Genomic DNA, 25,876 nt, shown 5'->3' on the forward strand with positions numbered 1-25,876 from the left:
CTAGGAGAGTTCCGAGTCGAGTTCTTCCGCGGAGAGGGCCTCGACTTCGAGGTAGATCTCGGCGACCTGGGTGAGGCGGCCGGGTGTGGATTCGTTCGCCAGCAGGCGGGCGGCCATCGCGCGGACGGTCAGGCTGGCGAACAGCGTGCGCACGGACACCTCGGCGGTGTCCAGGGCCTCCCGCAGCCGCCCGACGATCATGGTGGCGAGCACCGAATCCCCGCCGAGCGCGAAGAACGGGTCGTCCAGCCCGATCCGCTCGGCGCCGAGGACCTCGCCCCACACCAGCGCGAGCACCTTCTCCAGCGGGGTTTCCGGCGCCGCGTAGTCCGCGCCCGCCTCGGTTTCCCAGTGCGCGGCCACCGCGCGGCGGTCCGCCTTTCCGTTGGCGGTCAACGGCAACTCGTCCAGCACGACGATCCGGGACGGGGTGAGGTGCGGCGGCAGCACGGTCGACATCCATTCCCGGACCTCGTCCCCGCAGACCGCGCCGGCGACCGCGGCGACGAGCTGGTTCCCGTGCACCCCGGCGACCCCGCGCCGGACCGACGGATGCTCGGCGAGCGCCGCCTCCACCTCGCCCAGTTCGATCCGGACACCGCGCACCTTCACCTGGTTGTCGCGGCGGCCGAGGAATTCCAGGGTGCCGTCCGGCCAGTAGCGGGCCAGGTCACCGGTGCGGTACCAGCGCGTCCCGTCGCGTTCGACGAACCGGTCCGCGGTGCGCCCGGGGTCCCCGCGGTAGCCCAGCGCCACCCCGTCGCCGCCGATCCACAGCTCGCCGCCGACCCAGTCCGGGCAGTCGCGCCCCCGGGCGTCGACCACGCGGCAGGCCACGTTGCGCAGCGGTGTCCCGTACGGCACCGAGCGCCAGTGCGCGGGCACCGGCCCGGAAACCTCGCACACCGTGGAGTGGATCGCGGTCTCGGTGGTGCCGCCGAGTCCCGCGAAGCGGCACGCGGGCGCGTGCTCGGCGACCCGGCCGGGCAGGTCGGTGCCGACCCAGTCGCCGCCGAGCAGCACGGTCCGCAACCCGGCCAGTTCCCCGGGCCGGGCGGCGAGCACCAGCATGTCCAGCAGCGCGGGCACGCAGTTGACCAGGGTCACTCCGCGGGTGGCGACGAGTTCGGCCCACGGCCGCGCGTCGCGCTTGTCGCCTTCGCCGACGAGCACCACGGCTCCCCCGGCGGAGAACATGCCGAAGAGGTCGTACACCGACAGGTCGAAGTCCAAAGCGGACACCGCCAGGCAGCGATCCCCAGGCCCCACCGCGAACCGGTCGTTCAGGTCCTCGATGGTGTTCATCGCGGCGCGGTGCGGCACCTCCACGCCCTTCGGTTCCCCGGTGGAGCCGGAGGTGAACAGCACGTACGCACTGTCCTCTTCGGACACGCGAACCGGTTCGGCGAGCGGCGCCGCGGTGAGCGCGTCCTCGATCGAGGTCAGTTCGACGGCCGCGCCCGCGGTGCGGTGGATGCGCGCGCGGCGGGCCGGGGGCTGGTCGACCCCGATCGGCACGTACGCGCCACCCGCGGCGAGCACGCCGAGCACGGCGGCCACCTGGTCCGGCCCCTTCGGCAGGCTCACCGCGACGGTGTCGCCCGGGCGGACGCCGCGTTCGGCGAGGTGCGCGGCGATCCGCAACGCGCGGTCGGCGAGTTCGCCGTAGGTCAGCTCGCCGTCGGCGCCCCACAAGGCCGCGGGCGCGTCCGGATTCCGGGCCGCGTGCGCGAAGAACCCGTCGTGCAGCAGGTTCCCGCTGCGCGGCGCGGTGGTCGCGTTGACCCGGGCGCGGACCTCGGCCTGCGCGGCGGGCAGCGCGTCGGCGACCGGGCGTTGCCACGCCTCGCCGTCCTGGCCCAGCCGCGTGATCAGTTCGTGGAAGGCCGCGAACATCTCGTCGATCATCCCGGCCGGGAAGGCGTCCTCGCGAACGTCCCAGTTGATCAGCAGGCCCTCGTCGACCTCGGTCACCTGCGCGTCGAGCAGCACCTGCGGGCCCTGCGAGATGATCCACACCGCCTCGCCGAAGCAGCTCCGCACACCCGCGCCGAACAGCTCGCCCAGGTTCAGCGCGCTGGTGAACACCACCGGCGCGAGCACCTGCTCGCGTGCGTGCCGAGACAGATCGCGCAGCACCTCGACGCCCGAGTAACTCGAGTACGCGGCATCGGCGTGCAAGCGGTCCTGGACCGCCCGCGCGTGCTCGGCGAACGTGCCCGGTTCGCCGAAGTCCACGTCCAGCAGCATCGAACTGGTGAAGTCGCCGACCAGCTGGTCGACTTCCGGGTGGGTGCTCGCGCGGTCGAACATCGGCAGGTTGAGCAGGAACCGCGGCTGCGCGCTCCAGCAAGCGAGCGCCTCGGCGAACGCGGTGGCCACCACCATCGCCGGGGTGAGGCCGTGTTCGTGCGCGCGCGAGGCGAGGTTCTTGCGGTCCTCGGGGGCGAGCCAGTGGTGGCGGCGGGTCACCCGGGTCGGGTTGGCGCGCTCGGCGTCCGGGACGAGCGGCAGATCGGGCGCGCTCGGCAGTTCGGGAATCCGCCGCTGCCAGTACTCGCGGGCGCGTTCGGTCTCGTCGCCCCGGGCGGCCGCCTTTTCCGCGAGGTAGCGCGGATAGCTGTAGCCGATCGGCGCGGGTTTCTCGTCCGGGTTCTGGTAGAACCGCGCGAGATCGGTGAGCAGCACGCGGTAGCTCAGGGCGTCGGCGGCGAGCATGTCCACGTCGACGTGCAACCGGGTCCGCCCGCCGGGCAGCAGGCTGAGCGCGATGGCGAAGACCTCCCCGGCGGCGACGTCCAGGCGCGCGTGGGAGGACCGTTCGCGCAGGCGTTCCAGTTCCGCCTCGACAGCGGTTTCGTCGTCGCCGCGCAGGTCGTGCACGACCAGGGCGGGCTGCTCGCGGGCGGGCAGGATGCGCTGGGTGCCGTCGTCGCCGAACCGCGCGCGCAGCATGCCGTGCCGCGCGACGAGCGCTTCGACCGCCCGCTCGAGCCGCCCGGGATCCACCTCGTGGCCGTCGAATTCGACGTACAGGTGCGCGGCGACCGCGCCGAGGGTGGTCTCCTCGTCCCGGCCGATCCAGTAGGCGTGCTGCATGAGCGCGAGCGGGAACGGTTCGGTCTCGTCGACGTCGATCTCGACGGCCGGTTCGGGTTCCACGCCCGGCTGCGCCTCGAGGAGTTCGCGCCACTGCGCCAGGGTCGGGTGCTTGGCCAGTTCGGCGAAGCTGACCTTGATCCCGCGCCGGCGCCAGCCGTTCGCCACCCGCATGAGCTGGATCGAGTCGAGCCCGAACTCGATGAGGCTGTCCCGCTCGGTCAGCGATTCGGCTTCCGGCCCCAGGAGATCGGTCACCTCCCGCAGGAGTTCCCCCGCGGTCGGTTGCGCTTGACTCACCACGTGCTTGTCTCCTCTTCTTCCCATTCGTCGAGGTCGTCCTGGCTGACGTCGGCCAGCGTCAGATCGAGAAGGACCCGGCCCGCCAGGTCGTCCTCGGTGAAACCGCCCAGTTCCACGCGCAGGGCCGCGGCGAGTTCGTCCACATCGGACTGATCGAGCGTTCCGGCGTGCCAGGCCAGGCCGATCCGCAGTTCGGACCCGATGGTCACCGCGTTGATCTCCAGCGCGAAGTCCACCGGGCGGTCGGGCCGCGGCGGCACGCGCAGCATCGGCGCTTCCGGCGCGACGGACCACGGCGACCCGTCACCCGCGCGGACGCGGCCGAGGTAGTTCACCACGATCGCCGGTTCGGGCAGGCCGCCCAGCGCGCCGTCGCGGTGCGCGAGGAGGCCGTAGCCGAGGCCGTGATCGGGGAGTCCGCGCAGGATTTCCTTGACTCGCTTGAAATCGGCGCCCGCCGGTAGGCGGACCGGAAACATCGTGGTGAACCAGCCGACGGTCGCGGACAGATCGGCGCCGAGCTGCTCCTCGCGGCCGTGGCCTTCGACGGCGACCACCACGTCTCCCTTGACCCGCAACGACTTCGCGAGCGCGGTCAGCAGGACCTCCTGGACCCCCGCCTGCTCGGCGCCCGCGGGCAACCCGACGGTGAGTTCGGTGTCCCGGACGTCCGCGGCGATCCCTTGGGGCGCGGGGAAAACCGGGTCGGCGCCGTCGAGCATGCCACGCCACAGCTCGAGTTCACCGGTGCGGTCCTGTTCGGCGAGAACCTGGCTCCAGCGCCGGAACGAGGTACCGGTACGCGGCAGTTCCCGCCCGCGGGCGGCTTCGGCGAGGTCCTCGGCGAGCAGGCGCCAGGACACCCCGTCCACCACCAGGTGGTGCGCGACGAGCAGCAGGCGGCCGGGCCGGAACCACACCGCCTCGAACATCCGTCCGGCAGGAGGGGACAACCGGTCGCGGGCGGCGCGGAGTTCGGCGTCCAGGGATCCGGTCGCCCGGGTGAGGACCGGCCGCACGCCCGGTTCGGGGACGACCAGCCCGCCCCCGGCCCACCGCGCGCGCAGCAGGTCGTGGCGGTCGAGCACGGCTTGGAGCGCGCGCACGAGTTCCGGTTCGCGCAGGTCTGCCGGGACGACCAGCAGCAGTGCCTGGCTGAGCCCGCCGAAGGTGGGATCGTTCCGGGACGCCCAGCGCATGATCGGCGTCGGTTCGATCCGGCCGTACGCCGTTGCGGGCGCCTCGGCTTCGGCGGATTCCGTCGCGACCGCCGCCAGCCCGGCGGGCGTGCGGAGTTCGAAGACCTGCCGCGGAGTGAACACGATCCCGGCCCGCCGGGCCCGGCTGACCAGTTGCACGGACACGATGCTGTCCCCGCCGAGTTCGAAGAAGCTGTCCTCCGCGCCGACCTCGGGCAGGCCGAGGGTTTCGGCGAACAGCCCGCACAGCAGGGCTTCCCGCTCGGTGCGCGGTTCGGCCGCCCCGGCGAGCCGCCCGAAGTCCGGCTCCGGCAGGGCTTTCCGGTCCAGTTTGCCGCTCGGGGTGAGCGGCAGCTCGGCCAGGACGACGATCGCGGCGGGCACCAGGTGGACCGGCAGCGTCGCGGCGAGTTCGCGCCGCAGGGCGAGCGGATCGGTGTCCGGTGGCGCGACGACGTAGGCGTCCAGCCGTTGCTCCTCGCGCCGGGCGACGACGACCGCGTGCCGGACCGCGTCGAGGCGTTCCAGCGCGGCCTCGATCTCGCCGGGCTCGACCCGGAAGCCGCGGATCTTCACCTGATCGTCCGCGCGGCCGAGGAATTCCAGCGCCCCGGCGTCCGTCCAGCGCACCCGGTCGCCGGTGCGGTACAGCCGGGCCCCCTTGGGCCCGAACGGGTCCGCGACGAACCGGGACGCGGTCAGCCCGGCGCGCCGGGCGTAGCCGCGGGCGAGTTGCACGCCCCCGAGGTACAGCTCGCCCGCGACCCCGGGAGCCACCGGCCGCAGGGCGGAGTCGAGCACGTACACCCGGGTGTTCCAGACGGGTCGGCCGATCGGCACGGTGACCGTGCCGAGGCCCTGATCCGCGGGCCAGGACGTGACGTCCACCGCGGCCTCGGTCGGACCGTACAGGTTGTGCACCGCCGCGCCGAGTTCCGCGCTCGCCCGGCGCGCGAGCCCGGACGGCAGCGCCTCACCGCTGCAGAGCACGCGGCGCAGGGAGCCGAGCGGACCGGGCTCGCTCTCGACGAAGGCCCGCAGCATCGACGGTACGAAGTGAACGGTCGTCACGCGTTCCGCTTTGATCAGGTTCGCCAGGTAGGCGGGGTCCTTGTGCCCCTCGGGGCGGGCGACCACGAGCGTGGCGCCGGTGATCAACGGCCAGAAGAACTCCCACACCGAAACGTCGAAACCGGCGGGGGTCTTCTGCAGCACCCGGTCGTCCGCGGTGAGCCGGTACTCGGCCTGCATCCACTGCAACCGGTTGACGATCGCGCCGTGCGAGACCACCACGCCCTTGGGCCTGCCCGTCGAGCCGGAGGTGTAGATCAGGTAGGCGGGGTGGTCGGGGCGGACCTGCTGCTGGGGTCGTGAGTGTTCAGACCGGTTAGAACCGGCCAGAACACGCACGACCCCACCCCACCCGGCCACCTCCGCGCACACCGCATCCCCGAAGGCCTCGCCGCCACTCGCCGAGGTCAGCACCACCGCGGGCGCGGCATCCTCCACCATGAACCGCAGCCGGTCCGCCGGGTAGGAGGGGTCCAGCGGCAGGTAGGCGCCCCCGGCCTTCAGCACCGCGACCAGCGCCACCACCAGCTCGACCGAGCGGTCCAGGTGCACGCCCACGATCGACTCCGGCCCCACCCCGTGCTCCACCAGCACCGCGGCCAGCGCCTCGGCCCGCCGGTCCAGTTCCGCATAGGTGAGAGCACTGCTCTCGAAACAGAGCGCTGTCCTCTCGGGAGAGCGGGTGACCTGTTCCGAGAGCAGTGCTCTCAGAGTTTCGGCGGGCAGGGGGTGGTCGGTGGCGTTGCGGGTGCGCACCAGTTCCGCGCGTTCGGCCTCGGTGACCACGGTGGTCGCCGACAACGGGCGGTCCGGCGCCGCGGCGAGGTCCGCGACCAGGCGCACCAGCCGGTTCGTGAAACCCTCCACTGTGGACCGGTCGAAGAGGTCGCGGCTATAGACCAGCCAGCCGTCGATCCCGGCGGCGCCGTCCCGTTCGAAGAGGTGGAAGGACAGGTCCAGCCGGGCCGCGTAGAAGCCGACGTGCTCCTCGCGCAGCGACAGCGCGCCGAACGGGACCGGGCCGCCGGGCGCCCGCTGGTAGGCCATCATCACCTGGAACAACGGGTGCCGGGCCATCGACCGGGCCGGGTTCAACGCCTCGACCAACCGCTCGAACGGCAGGTCCTGGTGCGCGAGGGCGTCCAGGTCCGTCCCGCGCACCCGCTCGACCAGGTGCCGGAAGGTCGGATCCCCGGACAGGTCGGTGCGCAGGACGAGCGTGTTCACGAAGAACCCGACCAGGCCGTCCAGGTTGTCGTCGGTCCGGCCGGCGACCGGGGTGCCCAGCGGGATGTCCTCGCCCGCGCCGAGGTGGTGCAGCAACGTGGCGACCGCGGCCTGGACCACCATGAACACCGTCGCGCCGGTGTCGCGGGCGAGTGCGGCCAGTGCCGCGTGCGCCTCGGCGGGCAGGGTGAAGGCGACCGCGTCCCCGTCGAACGTCGGCGTCGCGGGGCGAGGCCGGTCGGCGGGGAGGGTCAGCTCGTCGGGCAGTTCGGCGAGCCGTTCGGTCCAGTGGGCGAGCTGGGTCGCGAGCAGGCTCCGCGGATCCGCCTCGTTGCCGAGCAGGTCCCGTTGCCACAGCGCGTAGTCGGCGTACTGCACCGGCAGCGGTGTCCAGTCCGGGCGGCGACCGCGTTCCCGCGCCGCGTACGCGGTGGTCAGATCGGCCAGCAGCCGCTCGCCGGACCAGCCGTCACTGGCGATGTGGTGCGTGAGCAGGGACAGCACCTGCGTGCGGTCGTCCAGGGTGAACAGGCGAGGCGCGAACGGCGGTTCGCGGTCGAGGGCGAACGCCTGCGCGGCGGCGTCGCGCAGCCGGTCCGCGAGCGCGTCTTCGGTGCAGGGTTCGACGCTCAGCGCGGGCGGGGTGTCGAGCACCCGCTGGTACGGCTTCCCCTCGAACTCGGGGTAGACGGTCCGCAGCACCTCGTGCCGACCGGCCACATCGGACAGTGCGGCGCGCAGCGCGTCGATGTCCAGGCGGCCGTCGAGCCGCACGGCGAACGGGATGTTGTAGGTGGGGCTCGGCCCCTCCAGCCGGTACAGGAACCACAGCCGCCGCTGCTCCGAGGACAGCGGAATCCGGCGGGGGCGCGGCATCGGGGTGAGCGCGGGCCGCTTCTGGCCGTCGTCGGTGAGCACCGCGGCGAGCCGGGCGACCGTGGGCGCGTCGAACACCGTGCCGATGGGCACCTCGATGCCGAGTTCGGTGCGGATCCGGCCGACCAGGCGGGTGGCCAGGATGGAATGCCCGCCGAGCGCGAAGAAGTCGTCGTGCACGCCGATCCGGTCGAGCCCGAGCAGTTCGGCGAACAGGTCGCACAGGGCCTGCTCGCGCGGGGTGGCGGGTTCGGCCGAGGTGGTCGCCTCGGCGAAATCCGGTTCGGGCAGGGCCTTGCGGTCGAGCTTGCCGCTCGGGCTCAGCGGGAGCGCGTCCAGCACGAGCACCGCGGACGGCACCAGCTGATCGGGCAGCGACGCGGCCAGCTCCCGGCGAACCGCCGCGGGCTCGAGCCGCGCCCCCGGCGCGGGCACGACGTAACCGACGAGTTGCTGCTGTTCGGCGCGTGCGACGACCGCGGCCGAGGCCACCCCGTCGAGCGCGGTCAGCGCGGCCTCGACCTCACCCAGCTCGACCCGGAAACCCCGGATCTTCACCTGATCATCGGCACGCCCCAGGAACTCCAGCACCCCATCGGCCCGGAACCGCGCCAGATCACCCGTGCGGTACAGCCGGGAACCGGGCGCACCGAACGGATTCGCCACGAACCGCGACGCGGTCAACCCAGCCCGATTCAGGTAGCCGCGCGCCAACTGGACGCCACCGAGGTACAACTCCCCCGCCACCCCAGGCGGAACCGGACGCAGGAACGCATCCAGCACATACACCTGGGTGTTCCACACCGGACGACCGATCGGCACCGAACCCGTCGGCGAATCCACCCCCGCCTGAGCAGGCCACGCGGTGACGTCGACGGCCGCTTCCGTGGGCCCGTAGAGGTTGTGCAGCTTGTCGAACCGCCGAGCCAGCTCCGCGGGCAACGCCTCACCGCTGCAGATCACCCGCCGCAACGACGAACACCGCCCCTCCGCCTCCTCCGCGAACGCCCGCAACATCGACGGAACAAAGTGGACGGTCGTAACCCGCTCCTCCTCGATCAACTTCACCAAGTACGCGGGATCCTTGTGCCCCTCCGGCCGGGCCAGCACCAACTCCGCCCCCGTGACCAACGGCCAGAAGAACTCCCACACCGACACATCAAAACTCGACGGCGTCTTCTGCAACACCCGATCACCCGCAGTGAGCCCAAACTCCGCCTGCATCCACCGAAGCCGATTGACGATCGCCCCATGCGACACCACCACACCCTTCGGCCGCCCCGTCGAACCGGAGGTATAAATCACGTAAGCCGGATGCTCAGGCCGAACCTGCTGACTGGGTCGTGAGTGACTAGACCGGTTAGAACCGGCCAAAACACTCACGACCCCACCCCACCCGGCCACCTCCGTGCACACCGCACCCCCGAAGGTCGCGTTGCCACCCGCCGAGGTCAGCACCACCACAGGCGCCGCATCCTCCACCATGAACCGCAACCGACCCACCGGATACGACGGATCCAACGGCAAATACGCCCCACCCGCCTTCACCACCGCGACCAACGCCACCACAAGATCAACCGAACGATCCAGATGCACACCCACAACCGACTCCGGCCCCACCCCGTGCTCCACCAACACCGCCGCCAACGCCTCCGCCCGCCGATCCAACTCCACATAAGAGAGAGCACTGCTCTCGAAGCAGAGCGCTGTCCTCTCGGGAGAGCGGGCGACCTGGTCCGAGAGCAGTGCTCTCAAAGTAGGGCGGGGAACATCGGTGGAAGTGCGGTTCCAGGAGGTCAGGATGCGGTCGAGTTCGGATTCGCCGAGGTACTCCAGGCGGCTCACGCCGCGGCGCGGATCGTCGAGCGCGGCGGCGAGGAGGCTCTCCAGGTGCCCGAGGAACCGGTCGATCGTCTCCCGGGCGAACAGTTCACTGCGATAGGTGGCCTCGATCCGCAGCCGCCCGTCGGTGAGGAACGCCTCCAGCGCCAGATCGAACTGGGTGGTGTCGTTGTGCACGGTCTCCCAGCTCGCGGTCACCCCGGGCAGCTCGAGCCCCTGCAACCCCTGGGTCAGGAACAGCAGCATCACGTCGAACAGCACCGACCGGCCCGCCTGCCGCGGCGGCCGCAACCGCTCCACCAGCAGGTCGAACGGCAGGTCCTGATGCGCGTACCCCGCGGTGCACACCGCGCGCACCCGATCCACCAACTCCCCGAAACCCGGATCGCCGGACAGATCGGCACGCAGCACCAGCGTGTTGCCGAAGTTCCCGATCAGCCGCTCCAGCTCGCCCGCGTCCCGGTTCATCGACGCCGAGCCGATCGGCACGTCGGTGACCCCGGTGTAGCGGTGCAGCAGTGCGGCATACCCGGCGAACACCACCATGAACGGCGTGGTGCCGCGCTCCTTCGCGAACGCGGTGAGCCGCCGCGTCAGATCCGCGTCGAAGGTGTGGAAGCGGCGGTCACCCCGCGCCGACGGGTTGGCGCCGCGCGGCGCGTCGACCGGCAGCGGCAGGGGTTCGGGCAGCGGGTCGAGCGCCCGGCGCCAGTGCTCGAGGTCACCGGCGAGCCGCTCGTCGGTCAGCGTCTTCCGCTGCCACACCGCGAAGTCCGCGTACTGCACCGGCAACGGGTCCAAACCGGACGGTCGCCCGGTGGTGTCCTCGCGGTACAGCGCGGACAGGTCGGCGGACAGCGCGTTGAAGGTGAACCCGTCCCAGGCGATGTGGTGCACCACCAGGACCAGCACGTAGTGGTCGTCCCCGGGCCGGAGCAGCCGCAGCCGCATCGGATGGTCGGCGTCCAGCGCGAACGCCCGCGCCGACTCCTGCCGGGCGATCGCGCCGACCGCGCGTTCCCGCTCGGCGGCGGGCAGCCCCCGCAGATCGGTTTCCGCCATGGTGACCACGGAATACGGGTCGACGACCTGCCGCGGCTCCCCGTCGGCCCCGGCGACGTACCGCGTCCGCAGGATTTCGTGCCGCTCGACCAGGCGCTGGAAGGACCGGTGCAGGGCGGCGGTGTCCAGCGCGCCGCGCAGCGTGATGGCCAGGCACACGTTGTAGGCCGCGCTGCCCGGATCGAGCTGCTGCAGGAACCACATCCGCGACTGCGCGAACGACAACGGCAGGTCGTCGTCGCTCTCCCGCTTGGGGATCCGCGTGCTCCCGGTCAACCCGGCCTGCGCGAGCCTGCGCCGCAGCAGTTCCCGCTTGCGGGCGGCCAAATCCGGCTTGTTCACGCGCCATCCCCTTTCCGCACCAGTGCCAGCGCCGCGAACCACTCCCGCGACAACGCGAGGATCCGCTCCTCGGTGAACAGCGCGCCCGGCCACTGCCAGTCGGCTTCCAGCACCGGACCTTCGGCGCCGTCTCGCACCAGGGCGTTGAGGACCAGGCAGTACGGCGCGGGCGCGGCGTCGTCCACACCGCCGCCCATCGCGCCGGCCTCGGGGGCGCCCGACCACGGTTCGCCACCGGTTTCGCCCGCGGTCAGGCGGCCGAGGTAGTTGAACTCGACCTGCGGTTCGGGCAGTGCTTCCAGGACCGGACCGGTATCCGGGTTGAGGTAGCGGAGCAGGCCGTGCCCGATGCCCTTGTCCGGGACCGCGAGCTGCTCGGCCACCCGCAAAAGTCCTTTGTGGACGCCCGTTCGGCCCAACTCCCCGGGATCGACCCGGACCGGGAAGACGCTGGTGAACCAGCCGACCGTGCCGGACAGGTCCGCGCCCTCGACGAGCTGTTCCTCTCGTCCGTGGCCTTCGAGCGCGAGCAGCAGCGAGGTGTCGCCGTCGCCTCGCCACCGGGAAACCGCCACGGCCAGCGCGGTGAGCAGCACCTCGTTGACGCCCACCCCGTGTTCCGCGGGCACCGAGGTGAGCAGCGCGGCCGTGGTGTCCGCGTCCAGCGCGGTCCGCGCCGAGCGCACGGTGGCCCGGGTGTCGACGCGCGGATCGAGCCGCCGGGCGCCGAGCACGGGATCCGGACCGTCCAGGATTTCGCGCCAGAGGCCGAGTTCCGGGGCCCGTTCGCGGGCGGCCGCGGGCAGCGCCCGCGCCCAGGTGCGGAACGACGTGGCCACCGGCGGCAGGTCCCGCCCCCGCCAGAGATCGGCGAGTTCGGGCACCAGGATGCCCCAGGAAGCCCCGTCCACCACGAGGTGGTGCAGCAGGACCAGCAACCGTCCCGGCCGCCGCGGCCCGGTGTCGAACCACACGAACCGGGCCATGTCCCCGGTCGCGGGCCGCAACCGCCCCAGCGCCTCTTCCAGCACTTCGGGCAGTTTCGCGGCGATCTCGTCGTAGTCCAGCCCGCTCGCGTCGATCCGGTCCACAATGGACTCCACGTCGACCGCGCCGCGCGGCCGGGTGGTGAAGACGGAATCCGCGAAGGTCGCCCGCAGCACGTCGTGCCGGTCGAGCAGCGACCGGATCAATCCGTGCAGCGCGGGCAGGTCGAGATCCGCCGGGGTGCACAGGAACCGGGCCTGGCTGAGCCGATCGTGCGGCGCGTCCTGGCGGGCGAGCCAGGTCAGCATCGGCGTCAGCGGCACCTCACCGACACCTTGATCGTCACCCGCCGGGGCGACCGCCTCCTCCGCGACGAGGGCGAGTTCGGCGACCGTGCGGCGGTCGAACACGTCCCGGGGCGAGAACCGGAAGCCCGCGGCGCGGGCCTTGCCGACCAGGCGCATCGACACGATGCTGTCGCCGCCGAGCGCGAAGAAGCTGTCGTCGATCCCGACCGCCGGCACGCCGAGCACCTCGGCGAACAACGCGGCGAGCCGGGCTTCGACCTCGGTGCGCGGTTCGGTGCGCTCCCCGGCCGGGGTCCAGTCCGGCGCGGGCAACGCGCCCACGTCGAGTTTGTCGTTGCGGGTCAACGGGAAATCGTCCACCTCGACGATCGCCGCGGGCACCAGGTACTCGGGCAGCTTCGCGGCGACGGCCTCGCGGAGCCCGTCGAGTCCCGAACGCGGCACGACGTAGGCGACGAGCCGCCGCACCCCCGGGGTGTCCTCGCGCACGACGACCACGGCCCGCTCGACCCGGTCGTCGGCGAGCAGCGCGGCCTCGATCTCACCCGGTTCGATCCGGAAACCGCGGATCTTCACCTGGTCGTCGACCCGTCCCCGGCAGTCCAGCAGCCCGTCGGCGGTCCAGCACGCCACGTCCCCGGTCCGGTACATGCGCTCGCCCGGGGCGCCGAACGGATCGGCGACGAACCGTTCGGCGGTCGTCGCGGCCCGCCCGAGGTAGCCGCGGGCCAGCCCGGCCCCGGCGAGGTACAGCTCGCCGAAAACCCCGACCGGGCACGGATTCAGGTGGCGGTCCAGCACGTAGGCCCGCGCGTTGCCGACCGGCGAGCCGATCGACGGGCGGTCGCCGAGCGCGAAATCGCAGGCCGCCGAGTCCACTGTGCACTCGGTCGGGCCGTAGAGGTTGTACACGGACAATCCGGGTTCCGCGCGCAGCATGCGCCACAGCTCGGCCGGGACCGCCTCGCCGCCCACCCCGAGCACCTGGAGACCGGCCCGCCAGCCGGGTTCGGCGGCCACCTGCGCCAGCAGCGAGGGCGACAGTTCGACGAACTCGATGCCGTGCCGGGCCAGGAAGTCCCGCAGCAGATCCGCGTCGCGGCGCACGTCCGGCGGCACCAGGTGCAGTTCGTGCCCGGCGAACATCCACAGCATCGGCTGCCAGGACGCGTCGAACGCCATCGGCCAGGCGTGCGCCACCCGCAACGGGCGGCCCAGCCGTTCCCGGGCGGGATCGAACAGGTCGGTCCGGTGGCTGACCAGCAGGTTGACGATCGAGCGATGCGGCACGACCACGGCCTTCGGCGCCCCGGTCGAACCGGACGTGTAGATGACGTACGCCGGATTGTCCGGCGATGCCAGGGGCGGGAGGTTTTCCGCGGACCGCGCGGTGACCTCCGGCAGTTCGGTCAGCACGACCACCGGTTTCGCGTCGGCGATCATCACCTCGATCCGCTCGGCGGGCCATTCCGGATCCAGTGGCAGGTAGGCGGCCCCGGCCTTGAGCACCGCGACCAGGGCGACCAGGAAGTCCGGTCCCGGCGGCAACGCGAGGGCGACGATCCGCTCCGGACCGGCGCCCCGTTCGGCGAGTTCGCGGGCGAGCCGGTTGGCGTGCGCGTTGACCTCGGCGAAGGTGAGCCGCCGGTCCCCGGACACCACGGCCGTGGCGTCCGGGGTGCGCGCGGCCTGCTCGGCGAACACCGCGGCCATCGTTTCGTCCGGTGTGGACAGTCGCTTGCCGGTGCCGAATGCGCGCAGTCGCCCGCTTTCCGCCGGGTCCAGCAGGTCCAGCCCCGCGACCGTCGGGTTCGCGCCCGAGGCGAGGGCCTCCACCGCGCGCCGGAACTGCCCGGCGAGCGCCTCGATCGGCGCGGTTTCGAAGACGTCCGGCCGGTATTCGAAGGTCACCTCGAGCGTGGCCTCGGCGGCGACCGCCAGGGCGAGCGGGTAGTGCGTGGCGTCGTCGATCTCGACCCCGGTGATCCGCAGCCCGGCGCCGCTCTCCCCGTCCGCCACGGCATCCGTGTCGATCGGGTAGTTCTCGAAGACGACCAGCGTGTCGAACAGGTCGCCGATGCCCTGTGCCCGCTGGATCTCGGTGAGCCCCAGGTACTGGAAGTCGATCAACCCGGACTGCTCGCCCTGCACCGCGCGCAGCACGTCGAGCACCGCGTCCCCGGCCCGCGCCCGGACCCGCACCGGCACGGTGTTGATGAACAATCCGATCATCGAGTCCACACCGGACAAATCAACCGGACGTCCGGACACGGTCGCCCCGAACACGACGTCGTCGCGGCCGGTGCGGCGGCCGAGCACGAGCCCCCAGAGCCCCTGCACCACGGTGTTCACGGTGAGCCCGGCCGCCCGCGCCACGGCGTACAGCCGCGCGGTCGCGTCCTCGCCGAACGCCAGCCGCAGCTTTTCCGGGCGGACCGGCACCCGCGACGGCTCGACCGGCGCGAGCAAGGTGGGCTCCTCGACCCCCGCGAGCGCCTTGGCCCAGGCTTCCCGCGCCCGGTCGTCGTCCCTGGCCGCGAGCCAGGCCAGGTAGTCGCGATACGGGCGCACCGGCCGCGGCGCCCGCCCGGCGTACAGCTCGAGCAGCTCGCGCACCAGCAGCGGGACCGACCAGCCGTCCAGCAGGATGTGGTGGTTCGACAGCACCAGCCGGAAATCCCCGGCCCCGAACCGCACCAGGGTCATCCGCAGCAACGGCGGCTCGTCCAGCGCGAACCGAACCCGCCGATCCTCGGCCAGCAACTGGTTCAGCGCCGCCTCGCGATCGTCCACACCGGACAGATCGACCTCCGCCCACGGCAGCTCGACGCCGTCGATCACCAGCTGCACCGGCTCGTCGACGTCCTCGTGCACGAAGCAGGCCCGCAGATTGGCGTGCCGGGTCAGCAGTTCGTTCGCCGCCCGCCGCAACCGCTCGGCGTCGACGTCCCCGGCCAGCCCGAGCACGAACTGGACCGTGTAGACGTCGTCGGCCTCGGCGTCGAACACCGCGTGGAACAGCATTCCCTGCTGCAGCGGGGAAAGCGGCAGGATGTCGGCAACGCTCATTTCTTCTTGCCCCACTTCGCGGAGATCTTGTCCAACTGCGACTGGCTCAGCGACACCAGCGGCACGTCCGACGGGGTGAACCCGGCCGTCTCGCCGTCCCGCGCCTGCCGGACGAGCGCGCGCAGCGCCCGCACCCAGTTCCGCGACAACTCCTCGGCATCGGCCCGCACGCACCCGTCCCCGGCCCACGCCCAGGTGGCGCGCAGCACCGGCCCGCCCGCGCGGTCCTCGACGACGACGTTGACCTCCAGCCCGTGCCGGGGCGCGGAACCGTCCGGGACCCGCTCCCCCGCCGGGACCCAGAACCCGTCCACACCGCGCACGTCGAACCGGCCGAGGTAGTTGAAACTCACCGCGGGCCGGACCTCCGGCCGCTGACCGGTGTACTCGAGCAGCCCGAACCCGATCCCGTTGTCCGGCACCGCGCGCAACCGCTCCTTGATCCGCTTCAGCGCCGCCCCGGCCGCCGCCTGCCCGTCCCGGGCCGCGGCGACGTCGATGCCGTCGAGGTCCAGCACCACCGGGTACACCGTGGTGAACCAGCCGACCGTGCGGGACAGGTCGGCGCCGGGCACCAGGTGTTCCTCGCGGCCGTGCCCCTCGAGCTGGACGACCGCGGTCTCGCCCAGCGCCAGGGCCAGCGCGGTGAGCAGCACGTCCCGCACCTCGGCGTGGAACGCGGCCGTGACCTCGGTGAGCACCGGCTCCACCTCGCCACTCGCCAGCTCCACCACCAACTCCCCGGGCTCCCCCAATGTGGCTTTCGGGGCACTGGAAGTACCCAATGCGGCGTTCGGGGCGTTGAACGTCCCCAATGCCGCATTGGGGGCTTCGGTGATTTGGCGCCAGTAGGCGGCTTCGGGGAGGCGGGTGGTGGCGAGGGTGGGGAGTTGGGTGGCCCACCAGCGGAAGGAGGTGGCGACGGGTTCGAGTTTCGCGGGGCGGCCCGCCGACCGTTCGGTCCACGCGCGGGCCAGGTCGTCGGCGAGGATCCGCCACGACACCCCGTCGACCACCAGGTGGTGCAGCACGAGCAGCAGCCGCCCCGGCCGCTCGGCACCGAAGTCGAACCACACGGCGCGCACGAGCGAACCGGCGGCGGGGTCGAGTTCGGCGACCGCGGTTTCGTAAGCCGCGGCCACCTGGGCTTCCAGGTCCGCCTCGGCGGGGACCCGGCGCAGGACGTCCCGCGCGGTGACCGCGCCCGGTGGGCGGACCTCGAGGGAGTCGGCGTCCAGCCGGGCGCGCAGGACGTCGTGGTGGTCCAGCAGGTCCCGCAGGATCCCGTCCAGCACGTCCGCGGTGAGTGCCGGGACGCGGAGGAGGGCGGACTGGCACAGGTGCGGATCGGCGGTTTCCGCCCACCAGCGCATGATCGGGGTGAACGGGAACGTGCCGACGCCGTTCGCCCGCTCGAAACCGTCCTCTGTGGACTTCGCCGCCGCCGGTCCGGCGGCCCGGGCGAGGGCGGCGACGGTCTGGTGTTCGAAGACCTGGCGGGGCGAGAGCGGGATACCGGCGGCACGGGCCCGGCTCACCAGCTGGATCGAGAGGATGCTGTCGCCGCCCAGGGTGAAGAAGCTCGCGTCCGGGTCGACGGCGGGGAGTTTGAGCACCCCGGCCATGAGATCGCACAGGACCCGTTCGGTGTCGGTGGCCGGGGCGCGGCCGTCGGCCGGATGTTCCGGTTCGGGTTCGGGCAGCGCGCGGCGGTTCACCTTCCCGGACGGCAGGAGCGGGAAGTCGTCGAGGAACACGAACGCCTGCGGCACCATGTGCTCGGGCAGGCGGGTGCGCAGCCAGTCCCGGACGCGGTCCGCCAGGCCCGGTTCGGCCGGGGCAAGGCAGTAGCCGACCAGGCGTTTGGCGCCCGGCTGATCCTCGCGGACGAGGACGACCGCGCGCCGGACGAGGTCCTGCTGCTCGAGGACGGCTTCGATCTCCTCGAGTTCGACCCGCATCCCGCGGATCTTGACCTGGTTGTCCGCGCGGCCCAGGAATTCGAGGGTGCCGTCCGGCTGCCAGCGGGCCAGATCGCCGGTGCGGTACAGCCGGGAACCGGGCGGGCCGAACGGATCCGCGACGAAGTGCGCGGCGGTCCGGCCCGGGTCGTTGACGTAACCGCGGCCGAGGTAGACCCCGCCCGCGTACAGCTCGCCCGGGACGCCGACCGGCGCCGGGAGCAGGTGCCGGTCCAGCACGTGCAGCCGCGTGTTGCCGTTGGGGCCGCCGATGGAGATGGCGCCGCGGATCGCGGACTTCTCCCGGTACACCACGTGCGAGACGCCGATGGTCGCCTCGGCCGGGCCGTAACCGTGGTACATCACCGCGTCGCTGGCGGCGCGGAACCGGCCGAACAGTTCCGGGGTCAGCACCTCGCCGCCGCACCACACGTGGTTGAGCGACCGCGCCTTCGCCGCGAACCCGGGCAGTTGCAGCAGCAGGTCGAGGATCGACGAGGGCAGGTAGGTGAACGTGACCCGGTGCCGCTCGATCAGGCCGAGCAGGTAGTCGATGTCGCGTTCGCCGCCGGGTTCGGCGATGACCAGGCGGCCGCCGGTGGTCAGCGGCAGGAACACCTCGTTGATCGAGATGTCGAAACCCAGGGGCGCCTTGAACAACGCGGCGTCCCCGGCGCCGAAGCCGAGCAGTTCCCGCTGCCACAGCAGCCGGTGCGTGATCGCGCGGTGCCGGATCATCGCGCCCTTGGGGGTTCCGGTCGAGCCGGAGGTGTAGATGACGTACGAGAGTCCCTCGGGCTGGATCGCGATCGCCGGGTTCCCGGGGTCGGGTTCGGTCTCGTCGAGGGTGACGTCGACGATCGGGATGTTCAGCTCGCGGACCGGTTCGTCATGGTTTTGTCCACTGAGGATGGCGGTGAGCCGGGCGCTCGCGGCGACTTCGGCGATCCGCAGGCGCGGCCAGGACGGTTCGAGCGGCACGAAAGCGCCGCCCGCCTTCTCGACGGCGAGCAGGCCGACGACCATTTCCGGGGAACGTTCCCAGTGCACGCCGACACAGCGTTCCGGGCCCACCCCGAGGTCGGCGAGCTTCCGGGCGAGCCGGTTCGCTTGCGCGTTGAGCTGCGCGTAGGTGAGGCGCTGCTCGTGGAACTCGACCGCGACCGCGTCCGGGGTGGCCGCCACCTGGGCCTCGACGAGTTCGGTGAGGGTCGCCTCCGGCCGGGTTTCGGCGGTGTCGTTGAACGAGCGCAGGAGCGCGTGCTCGTCCGGACCGAGCACGTCGACCAGGCCGATCCGCCGATCCGGATCGGTGACCAGCGCGTCGAGCAGGCGGAGCAGGCGCGCGCCGAATCCCTCCACAGTGGACTTGTCGAACAGGTCCGTGGCGTAGGAGATGACGCATTCGGACTGTCCGAAGTGGAAGGCGAGATCGAACTTGGCGTGTTCGACGCCGGGATCGAGAAGGGTCGCGGTGAGGCCGGGCAAGGCGAGTTCCGCCCCGGCGGGGTCGCGGTGCGAGACCATGACCTGGAACAGCGGGTGCCGTGCGGCGGATCGCGCCGGGTTCACCGCCTCCACCACCCGCTCGAAGGGCAGGTCCTGGTTCGAGTACGCGTCGAGGTTGGCTTCCCTTACCCGGGCGATGAGTTCGCGGAACGACGGGTTGCCGGTGACATCGGTGCGCAGCACCAGGGTGTTCACGAAGTACCCGACGAGTTCGTCCAGCGCGTCGTCGCCGCGCCCGGCCGCGGGTGCGCCGAGGGGGATGTCGTCCCCCGCGCCGAGCCGGTGCAGCAGCACCGCGACCGCGGCCTGCGCGATCATCAGGTCACTGGCGCCGAGCGTCCGCGCGAGCCGCCGCACGGCGGTGGCCAGCGGGGCCGGGATCGGCACGGCGACCTCGGCGCCCCGGTGGGTCGGGGACGCGGGGCGGGCGCGGTCGGCCGGGAGCGGGAGTTCCTCGGGCAGCCCTTCCAGCCGCCGCAGCCAGAAGGCGCGCTGCCGGGCCGCGAGGCTCGCCGGATCGGTTTCGTCGCCGAGGAGTTCCCGGTGCCACAGCGTGTAATCCGCGTACTGCGCGGGCAGCGGGCGCCAGGTGGGTTCGGCGCCACCGGCTCGGGCGGCGTAGGCCTCGCCGAGGTCGCGCAGCAGGGGGCGGGCGGACCATTCGTCCCCGGCGATGTGGTGCACGAGCACCACGAGTACGTGCTCGTGCTCGCCGAGTTCGAGCAGTTCGGCCCGGATCGGGGGTTCCGCGTCCAGCCGGAACCGGTGCCCGTTGATCCGCGCGAGCTGAGCGGGCAGGTCGTGGTCGGCGCATTCCGTTCGGCTCAGCGGCACTTCGGCGTGCTCGAGCACCTGCTGGCGTGGTTCGCCGTCGGTCTCCGGGAACACGGTCCGCAGGGACTCGTGCCGACCGGCCACATCGGACAGTGCGTGGCGCAGCGCGGTGCGGTCGAGCGGGCCGGTGAGCCGGGCGGCGAACGGCAGGTTGTAGGTGGGGCTGGGGCCTTCGAGGCGGTAGAGGAACCACAGGCTGCGCTGCGCGGCGGACAGCGGCATCGGTTCCGGGCGCGGGCGCGGTTCGAGGGCTGGACGGGAGCCGCCGCCGTCGAGTGCGCGCGCGAGCCCGGCGACCGTGGGCGCGTCGAAGACGGACCGGATCTCCAGGTCCGCGCCCAGGTTCCGGCGGATCCGGGCGACCAGGCGGGTGGCCAGGATGGAATGCCCGCCGAGCGCGAAGAAGTCGTCGTGCACGCCGATCCGGTCCCGGCCGAGGACGTCCGCGAACAGGCCGCGGAGAATCTCCTCGCGCGGGTTCCGCGGTTCGCCACCGGGGCCGTCGGGCAGATCCGGTTCGGGGAGTGCCTTGCGGTCGAGCTTGCCGCTCGGGGTGAGCGGAAGTTCGTCGAGGAGGACGAACGCGGAAGGCACGTAGTGCTCGGGGAGGGCTTCCGCCAGTTTCCGGCGGAGCGCTGCGGGGTCCGGACCGGCGCCCGGTGCCGGGACGACGTAGCCGATGAGCTGCTGCCGTTCGGCGCGTGCGGCCACCGCGGCCGAGGCCACCCCGTCGAGCGCGGTCAGCGCGGCCTCGACCTCACCCAGCTCGACCCGGAAACCCCGGATCTTCACCTGATCATCGGCACGACCGAGGAATTCCAGGGCGCCGTCGGGACGAAGCCGCGCGCGGTCGCCGGTGCGGTACAGGCGGGCCCCCTTGGGCCCGAACGGATTCGCCACGAACCGAGATGCGGTCAACCCAGCCCGATTCAGGTAGCCGCGCGCCAACTGGACGCCACCGAGGTACAACTCGCCCGGCACGCCAGGCGGAACCGGACGCAGGAACGAGTCCAGTACGTACACCTGGGTGTTCCACACCGGGCGGCCGATCGGGACGGGATCGGTTTCCACGCCGCACGGCCACGCGGTGACGTCGACCGCGGCCTCGGTCGGGCCGTAGAGGTTGTGCAGCTTGTCGAACCGCCGGGTGAGATCGGCGGGCAACGCCTCACCGCTGCAGATCACCCGCCGCAACGACGAACACCGCCCCTCCGCCTCCTCCGCGAACGCCCGCAACATCGACGGAACAAAATGGACAGTCGTGATGCGCTCGGTTTCGATCAGATCGGCCAGGTAGCGGGGATCCTTGTGCCCTTCCGGTTTGGCCAGCACGAGTTCGGCGCCGGTGATCAACGGCCAGAAGAACTCCCACACCGACACATCAAAACTCGACGGCGTCTTCTGCAACACCCGATCACCCACGCCAAGCCCAAACTCCGCCTGCATCCACCGAAGCCGATTGACGATCGCCCCATGCGACACCACCACACCCTTCGGCCGACCCGTCGAACCGGAGGTATAGATCACGTAAGCCGGATGTTCCGGCCGAACCTGCTGACGGGGTCGTGAGCGTTCAGACCGGTTAGAACCGGCCAAAACACTCACAACCCCACCCCACCCGGCCACCTCCACACACACCGCATCCCCAAAAGCCGCACTACCCCCAGCGGTAGTCAGCACCACCACAGGCGCCGCATCCCCCACCATGAACCGCAACCGATCCACCGGATACGACGGATCCAACGGCAAATACGCGCCCCCGGCCTTCAGCACCGCGACCAGCGCCACCACCAGCTCGACCGAGCGGTCCAGGTGCACACCCACAATCGACTCCGGCCCCACCCCCCACTCCACCAACACCGCCGCCAACGCCTCCGCCCGCCGATCCAGTTCCGCATAAGAGAGAGCGGCGCTCTCAAATGAGAGCGCTGTCCTCTCCGGAGAGCGGGCAACCTGATCCGAGAGCAGTGCTCTCAAAGTAGAGCGGGGCACATCGACAGCAGTGCGGTTCGGCGCGATGACGGCCTGACAGCGCTCGGCAGCGGAGAGAAGATCGAGGGCGGCAACCGACTTTTCAGGCGCGGCAAGGAAAACTTCAAGAATGCGCCGAAAGCGTTTGGCGAGATCAGTGATCTCGGGAAGACCATCCGGGGGCCACTCGACGAGAGCAGCGCTCTCGGAAACACCGCCCCGAGCACGCTCGGCGAGAGCGGTGCTCTCGAAATTGGCACGCCCAGCTTCACCATCGAGAGCAGTGCCCTCGGAGATGCCGAGTACGGAACACTCGGTGAGATCAGTGCTCTCGGAAACGCCGACCTGAGTACGCGTGGTGAGAGCAGTGCTCTCGGAGGCGTCGCTTTCAGCACGTTCGGCGAGAGCGGTGCTCTCGGAAGGATCGGTCCGGGGGTGGGCGTGGCCGAACAGGGTGGGATCGTGGTCGAAGCGGAGCAGGAGTTCCGCGCCGGGCACGACCACCAGGGCGAGCGGGTAGTGCGTGGCGTCGCGGACGGAAACCTCGGTCAGCACCGGCCCGCCGGGGCCGGCCGCGTGCGCCAGTTCCGCCTGATCCGCCGGGTAACTCTCGAAAACCACGAGCGTGTCGAACAGGCTCCGCTGCTCCGCGGCGCGCTGGATGTCCGCCAGCCCGAGATGCTGATGCTCTAGCAACTCCGCCTGCTCGGCCTGGATCCGGCCGAACAGCCCGGCCAGCGACTCCCCGGCCCGCAGCCGCACGCGCACCGGCACCGTGTTGATGAACAAGCCCACCATGGACTCGACCTCGGGCAGTTCCGCCGGACGCCCGGAAACCGTGGCCCCGAACACCACGTCGTCCCGCCCGGTGAGCCCGGACAGCAGCAGCGACCACGCGCCCTGCACGACCGCGTTGACGGTCAGCCCCCGCGAACGCGCCGCCCGGTACAGCCGCTCGGTGAACTCCGCGGGCAGGGTGACCTCATGACGTGCGGGCGCCCCGGCCGGAACGTGCTCCGGTCCGGCCAGCAGTGTGGGCTCGTCGAGGTCCGCAAGCGCTTGCGCCCAGGCGTGTTCGGCGGCGGCTCGATCCTGTCCGGCCAGCCACGCCAGGTAGTCGCGGAACGGCCGCACCCGCGGCAGCGCCCCCGGGTCCGCCGCGGCGGCGTAGAGCCGCAACAGCTCCCGCACCAGGATCGGCGCGGACCAGCCGTCCCACAGCAGGTGGTGCGCGGAAAGCACGAGCGCGTGCTGCCGGGATCCGGTTCGCACCAGGGTGAACCGCAGCAGCGGCGGGCGGGCGAGGTCGAACGGCTCGGCCCGGTCGGCGTCCAGCAGCGCCGGGAAATCGGCGGGTTCCGCCACCACCCGCCACGGCACCCGCACCCGGCGGCGCACCACCCCGACGAACTGGCCCGAGGACTGGGTCCGGAACGCGGCCCGCAGGTTCGCGTGCCGATCCACCAGCGCATGCGCGCAGCGGTGGAGCAGTTCGGCATCCAGCTCACCCTCGAGCCGCAGGACCGTCTGCACGGTGTAGACGTCCCGCCCGCCGAGGGCGTGGAACACCATGCCCTGCTGCAGCGGGGTGAGCGGAAGGACGTCCTCGACGTTCGCGCCCGCCACCCTCAGGACTCGCCACCCATCGCCTCGACCAGGCTGCGCGGCCGCATGTCGGTCCAGTTCGCCTCGATGTGGTCCAGGCAAGCCTGGCGGCTGTCCGCACCGAAGACGATCTGCCACCCGGCCGGGACCTCGGCGAACGCGGGCCACAGCGAGTACTGGCCCTCGTCGTTGACCAGCGCGTAGAACCGGCCGGAGTCGTCATCGAACGGGTTGGTCACCGGTGTCACTCCTAAGGTAAGGCTCAGCCAAGTTAGCCGAGCCTTACCTTAAGCACCGATTCGGACAGAGTCCACCGCCGTCAGGTGCGGAAGAACGTGAGGATCGCTTCGTTGACCGCCTCGGGCCGTTCCAGGTAGCCGTAGTGACCGCAGTCCGCCAGCTCGAGATACCGGGCGGACGGGATCGCGTCGGCGACCTCGCGGGCGAGGTACGCGGGCAGCCGCATGTCGTCGGCGAACCCGATGACCAGGCACGGGACCGTGATCGCGCGGTACGCGTCGAGCCTGCTGGCGCCCAGATCGAGGGCGAGCTGCGCCCGGGCCCCGGGGGTCCACGCCGTGGGCGAAAGCTCGAAGATGTCCAGCCAGTCCCGCACCTTGGCGTCGTCGTTGAGCGTGGCCGGTGAGAGATTGTGCACGGCCTGGACCACGGCCTCGTACTTCGCGGGCACGTTGAAGTCCCCGTTGCGCAGCTCCGATTCGGCGTCCCGCATCGCGGCGCGCATCGCGTCCTGCCGCCCGCGGGTCGCCATCAGGACCGCCTGGGTGACCAGATCCGGCCGGGCCAGCGCGAGCTCCTGCACGACCTGCGCGCCCATCGACGTGCCGACCAACCGGCACGGTCCCAGCCCCAGGTGCTCGATGAGCCCGGCGGTGTCCGCGACCAGATCGCCGATGGTGAACCCCTCGGGGCATTCGTCGGTCGGCGCGATCCCGCGGTTGTCGAAGCTGATCGCCCGGTACCCCGCGCCGACCAGCGCGGGCACCTGGTGCAGCTGCCACACCCGGCCGCTCGCCGCGGTGCCCATGACCAGGACGACCGGCTCCCCCGAACCCGTGTCGTCGTAGCTCAGCTTGATCCCGTTGACTTGGCAGAACGGCATTTCTCTCCATCTTTCGAGCCGCGCGGTCGACGAACGCGTGTACGGATCGCTCCTTTACATGATCCGCTCACCTCAAGCACATGGGCGACCCGCACCCGCGTTCACGAGGCCTTCGGCCGAGGCGCGCGGCCCTGGGCCGCTCTGCCTTCACCCTCAGTGCTTTGCCAAGTCCTCCGCCCCATCTTCGTCGGCGGGCGACAGCAGGCTCGCCCTCCGCAAGCCTGGCATGGTCGCCGCGACCAGGCACACGCCCAGGACGCAGACCACGCCACCGGCCACCACCGCACCCGGTGCGCCGATCAGCCGCGCGGCGAACCCGGCCTCGGCGTTGCCGACCGCCGTGCCGCTGGTCGCCTGGGCCAGCCACAGGCTGCCGACCCGGCCCTGCAGGTTGTCCGGGGTGTAGTGCTGCAGCAGCGCCCGGCGCAGGATCTCCGAGGTCGTGTCGCCGAGCCCGGCCAGCGCCAGGAACAGCAACCCGATCCACAACTGTCCACTGAGGCCGAAGCAGGTGATCGCCAGCCCCCACACCAGCACCGACGCGATCAGCGCGCGCCCGCTGTGCCGGACCCGGCCGGTCCAGCCGCTGCCCAGCGCGCCGAGGAACGCGCCGACCGCCGGCGCGGTGTAGAGCAGGCCCACCGCGGTCGGCCCGCCGCCGAACACCTCGGTGCCCAGTTGCGGGAACAGCGCGTACGGCATCGCGAACACCATGGCCCACACGTCGATCAGCAGCAGCCCGCCGACGACCTGGTTGCGGCGCACGAACTTCAGCCCCTCCACCAGGGACCGCAGCGGATGCTGCTGGGACGCGTCCGCGTCGGCGGGGCGCAGCGGCGGCAGGAACCACATCAGCACGACCCCGGCCACATACCCCAGGGCGTCCACCGCGAAGCACACCGCCACCCCGGGGCCGGCCGCCACCAGACCCGCGATCGTCGGCCCGACCATCGCGCCGAACTGGCTGGTCGTCGTCAGCAGGGCCCCGGCGGCGGCCAACTGCTTCGCGTCGACGAGCGCGGGAATGGCCGCCATCAGCGCCGAGCCGCCGAGCCCGTTGATCCCGCCCGCGAGCACCGCGGCCACGTAGACGAACCACAGCAGGGGGCTCGGGCTCGCCGCGTTGATCGCCAGCCCGGCGAGAACGACGGCGACCACGGCCCGCGTGCTCAGCACCAGGCGACGGCGGTCCATCCGGTCGGCGAGCACACCCCCGGCGAGCAGGCCGCCCAGCAGGGCCAGCCCGAACACCAGGCCGACCAGTCCGACCTGCACCGAAGACCCGGTGAGCTGGTACACGTGCAGGTTGATCGCCACGTTGGTCAGCGCGGTGGTCAGCACGGTGAGCGTCTGCGCGCCGAAAACGAGGCGGTATCCGGCGCTGGTCCGTAACGGCTTGACGTCGATGACCAGCTCTCCGAGCCGCACGGGTCCCCTTCCGGTATAAGAACTGTCCGTAGCCTAACCTAAGTTTGGATTACCTTACGA

7 protein-coding genes are annotated in these 25,876 nt (G+C 71.7%); all 7 read right to left on the minus strand.

The window, feature by feature from the left end:
* Nucleotides 1-3,402, minus strand: coding sequence for a non-ribosomal peptide synthetase (locus FXO23_RS05560; protein ID WP_158881406.1), 3,402 nt, complete (start codon nt 3,400-3,402; stop codon nt 1-3).
* Entirely contained in the window at nt 3,396-11,021 is a 7,626-nt protein-coding gene (locus FXO23_RS05565) for a non-ribosomal peptide synthetase (RefSeq protein WP_158881408.1), read from the minus strand. Before FXO23_RS05565 ends, FXO23_RS05560 begins: the two co-directional genes overlap by 7 nt.
* A complete protein-coding gene (locus FXO23_RS05570; protein ID WP_158881410.1) occupies nt 11,018-15,385 on the minus strand; it encodes a non-ribosomal peptide synthetase in 4,368 nt (1,455 codons plus the stop codon). The genes FXO23_RS05565 and FXO23_RS05570 overlap by 4 nt, the downstream gene beginning before the upstream one ends.
* Entirely contained in the window at nt 15,382-23,286 is a 7,905-nt protein-coding gene (locus FXO23_RS05575; protein ID WP_158881412.1) for a non-ribosomal peptide synthetase, read from the minus strand. The genes FXO23_RS05570 and FXO23_RS05575 overlap by 4 nt, the downstream gene beginning before the upstream one ends.
* Before the next feature lie 2 nt (nt 23,287-23,288).
* On the minus strand, nt 23,289-23,504 hold the full coding sequence (locus tag FXO23_RS05580) for an MbtH family protein (protein ID WP_158881414.1): 216 nt from the start codon (nt 23,502-23,504) through the stop codon (nt 23,289-23,291).
* An 80-nt stretch (nt 23,505-23,584) separates the two neighbouring features.
* The gene (locus tag FXO23_RS05585; protein ID WP_158881416.1) at nt 23,585-24,388 is read right to left on the minus strand and encodes an alpha/beta fold hydrolase; all 804 of its coding nucleotides are present in this window, start codon (nt 24,386-24,388) and stop codon (nt 23,585-23,587) included.
* 153 nt (nt 24,389-24,541) lie between these two features.
* Nucleotides 24,542-25,816, minus strand: a complete 1,275-nt coding sequence (entS, locus tag FXO23_RS05590) for an enterobactin transporter EntS (RefSeq protein WP_158881418.1) — start codon at nt 25,814-25,816, stop codon at nt 24,542-24,544.
* Between the last annotated feature and the right edge of the window lie 60 nt (nt 25,817-25,876).

Source organism: Amycolatopsis anabasis, from assembly GCF_009765355.1.
GTDB lineage: Bacteria > Actinomycetota > Actinomycetes > Mycobacteriales > Pseudonocardiaceae > Amycolatopsis > Amycolatopsis anabasis.

Excerpts from the sequence above, each read along its gene's own strand:
- FXO23_RS05570 (WP_158881410.1), bottom strand. The coding sequence starts at position 15,385 with ATGAGCGTTGCCGACATCCTGCCGCTTTCCCCGCTGCAGCAGGGAATG.
- FXO23_RS05585 (WP_158881416.1), bottom strand. The coding sequence starts at position 24,388 with ATGCCGTTCTGCCAAGTCAACGGGATCAAGCTGAGCTACGACGACACG.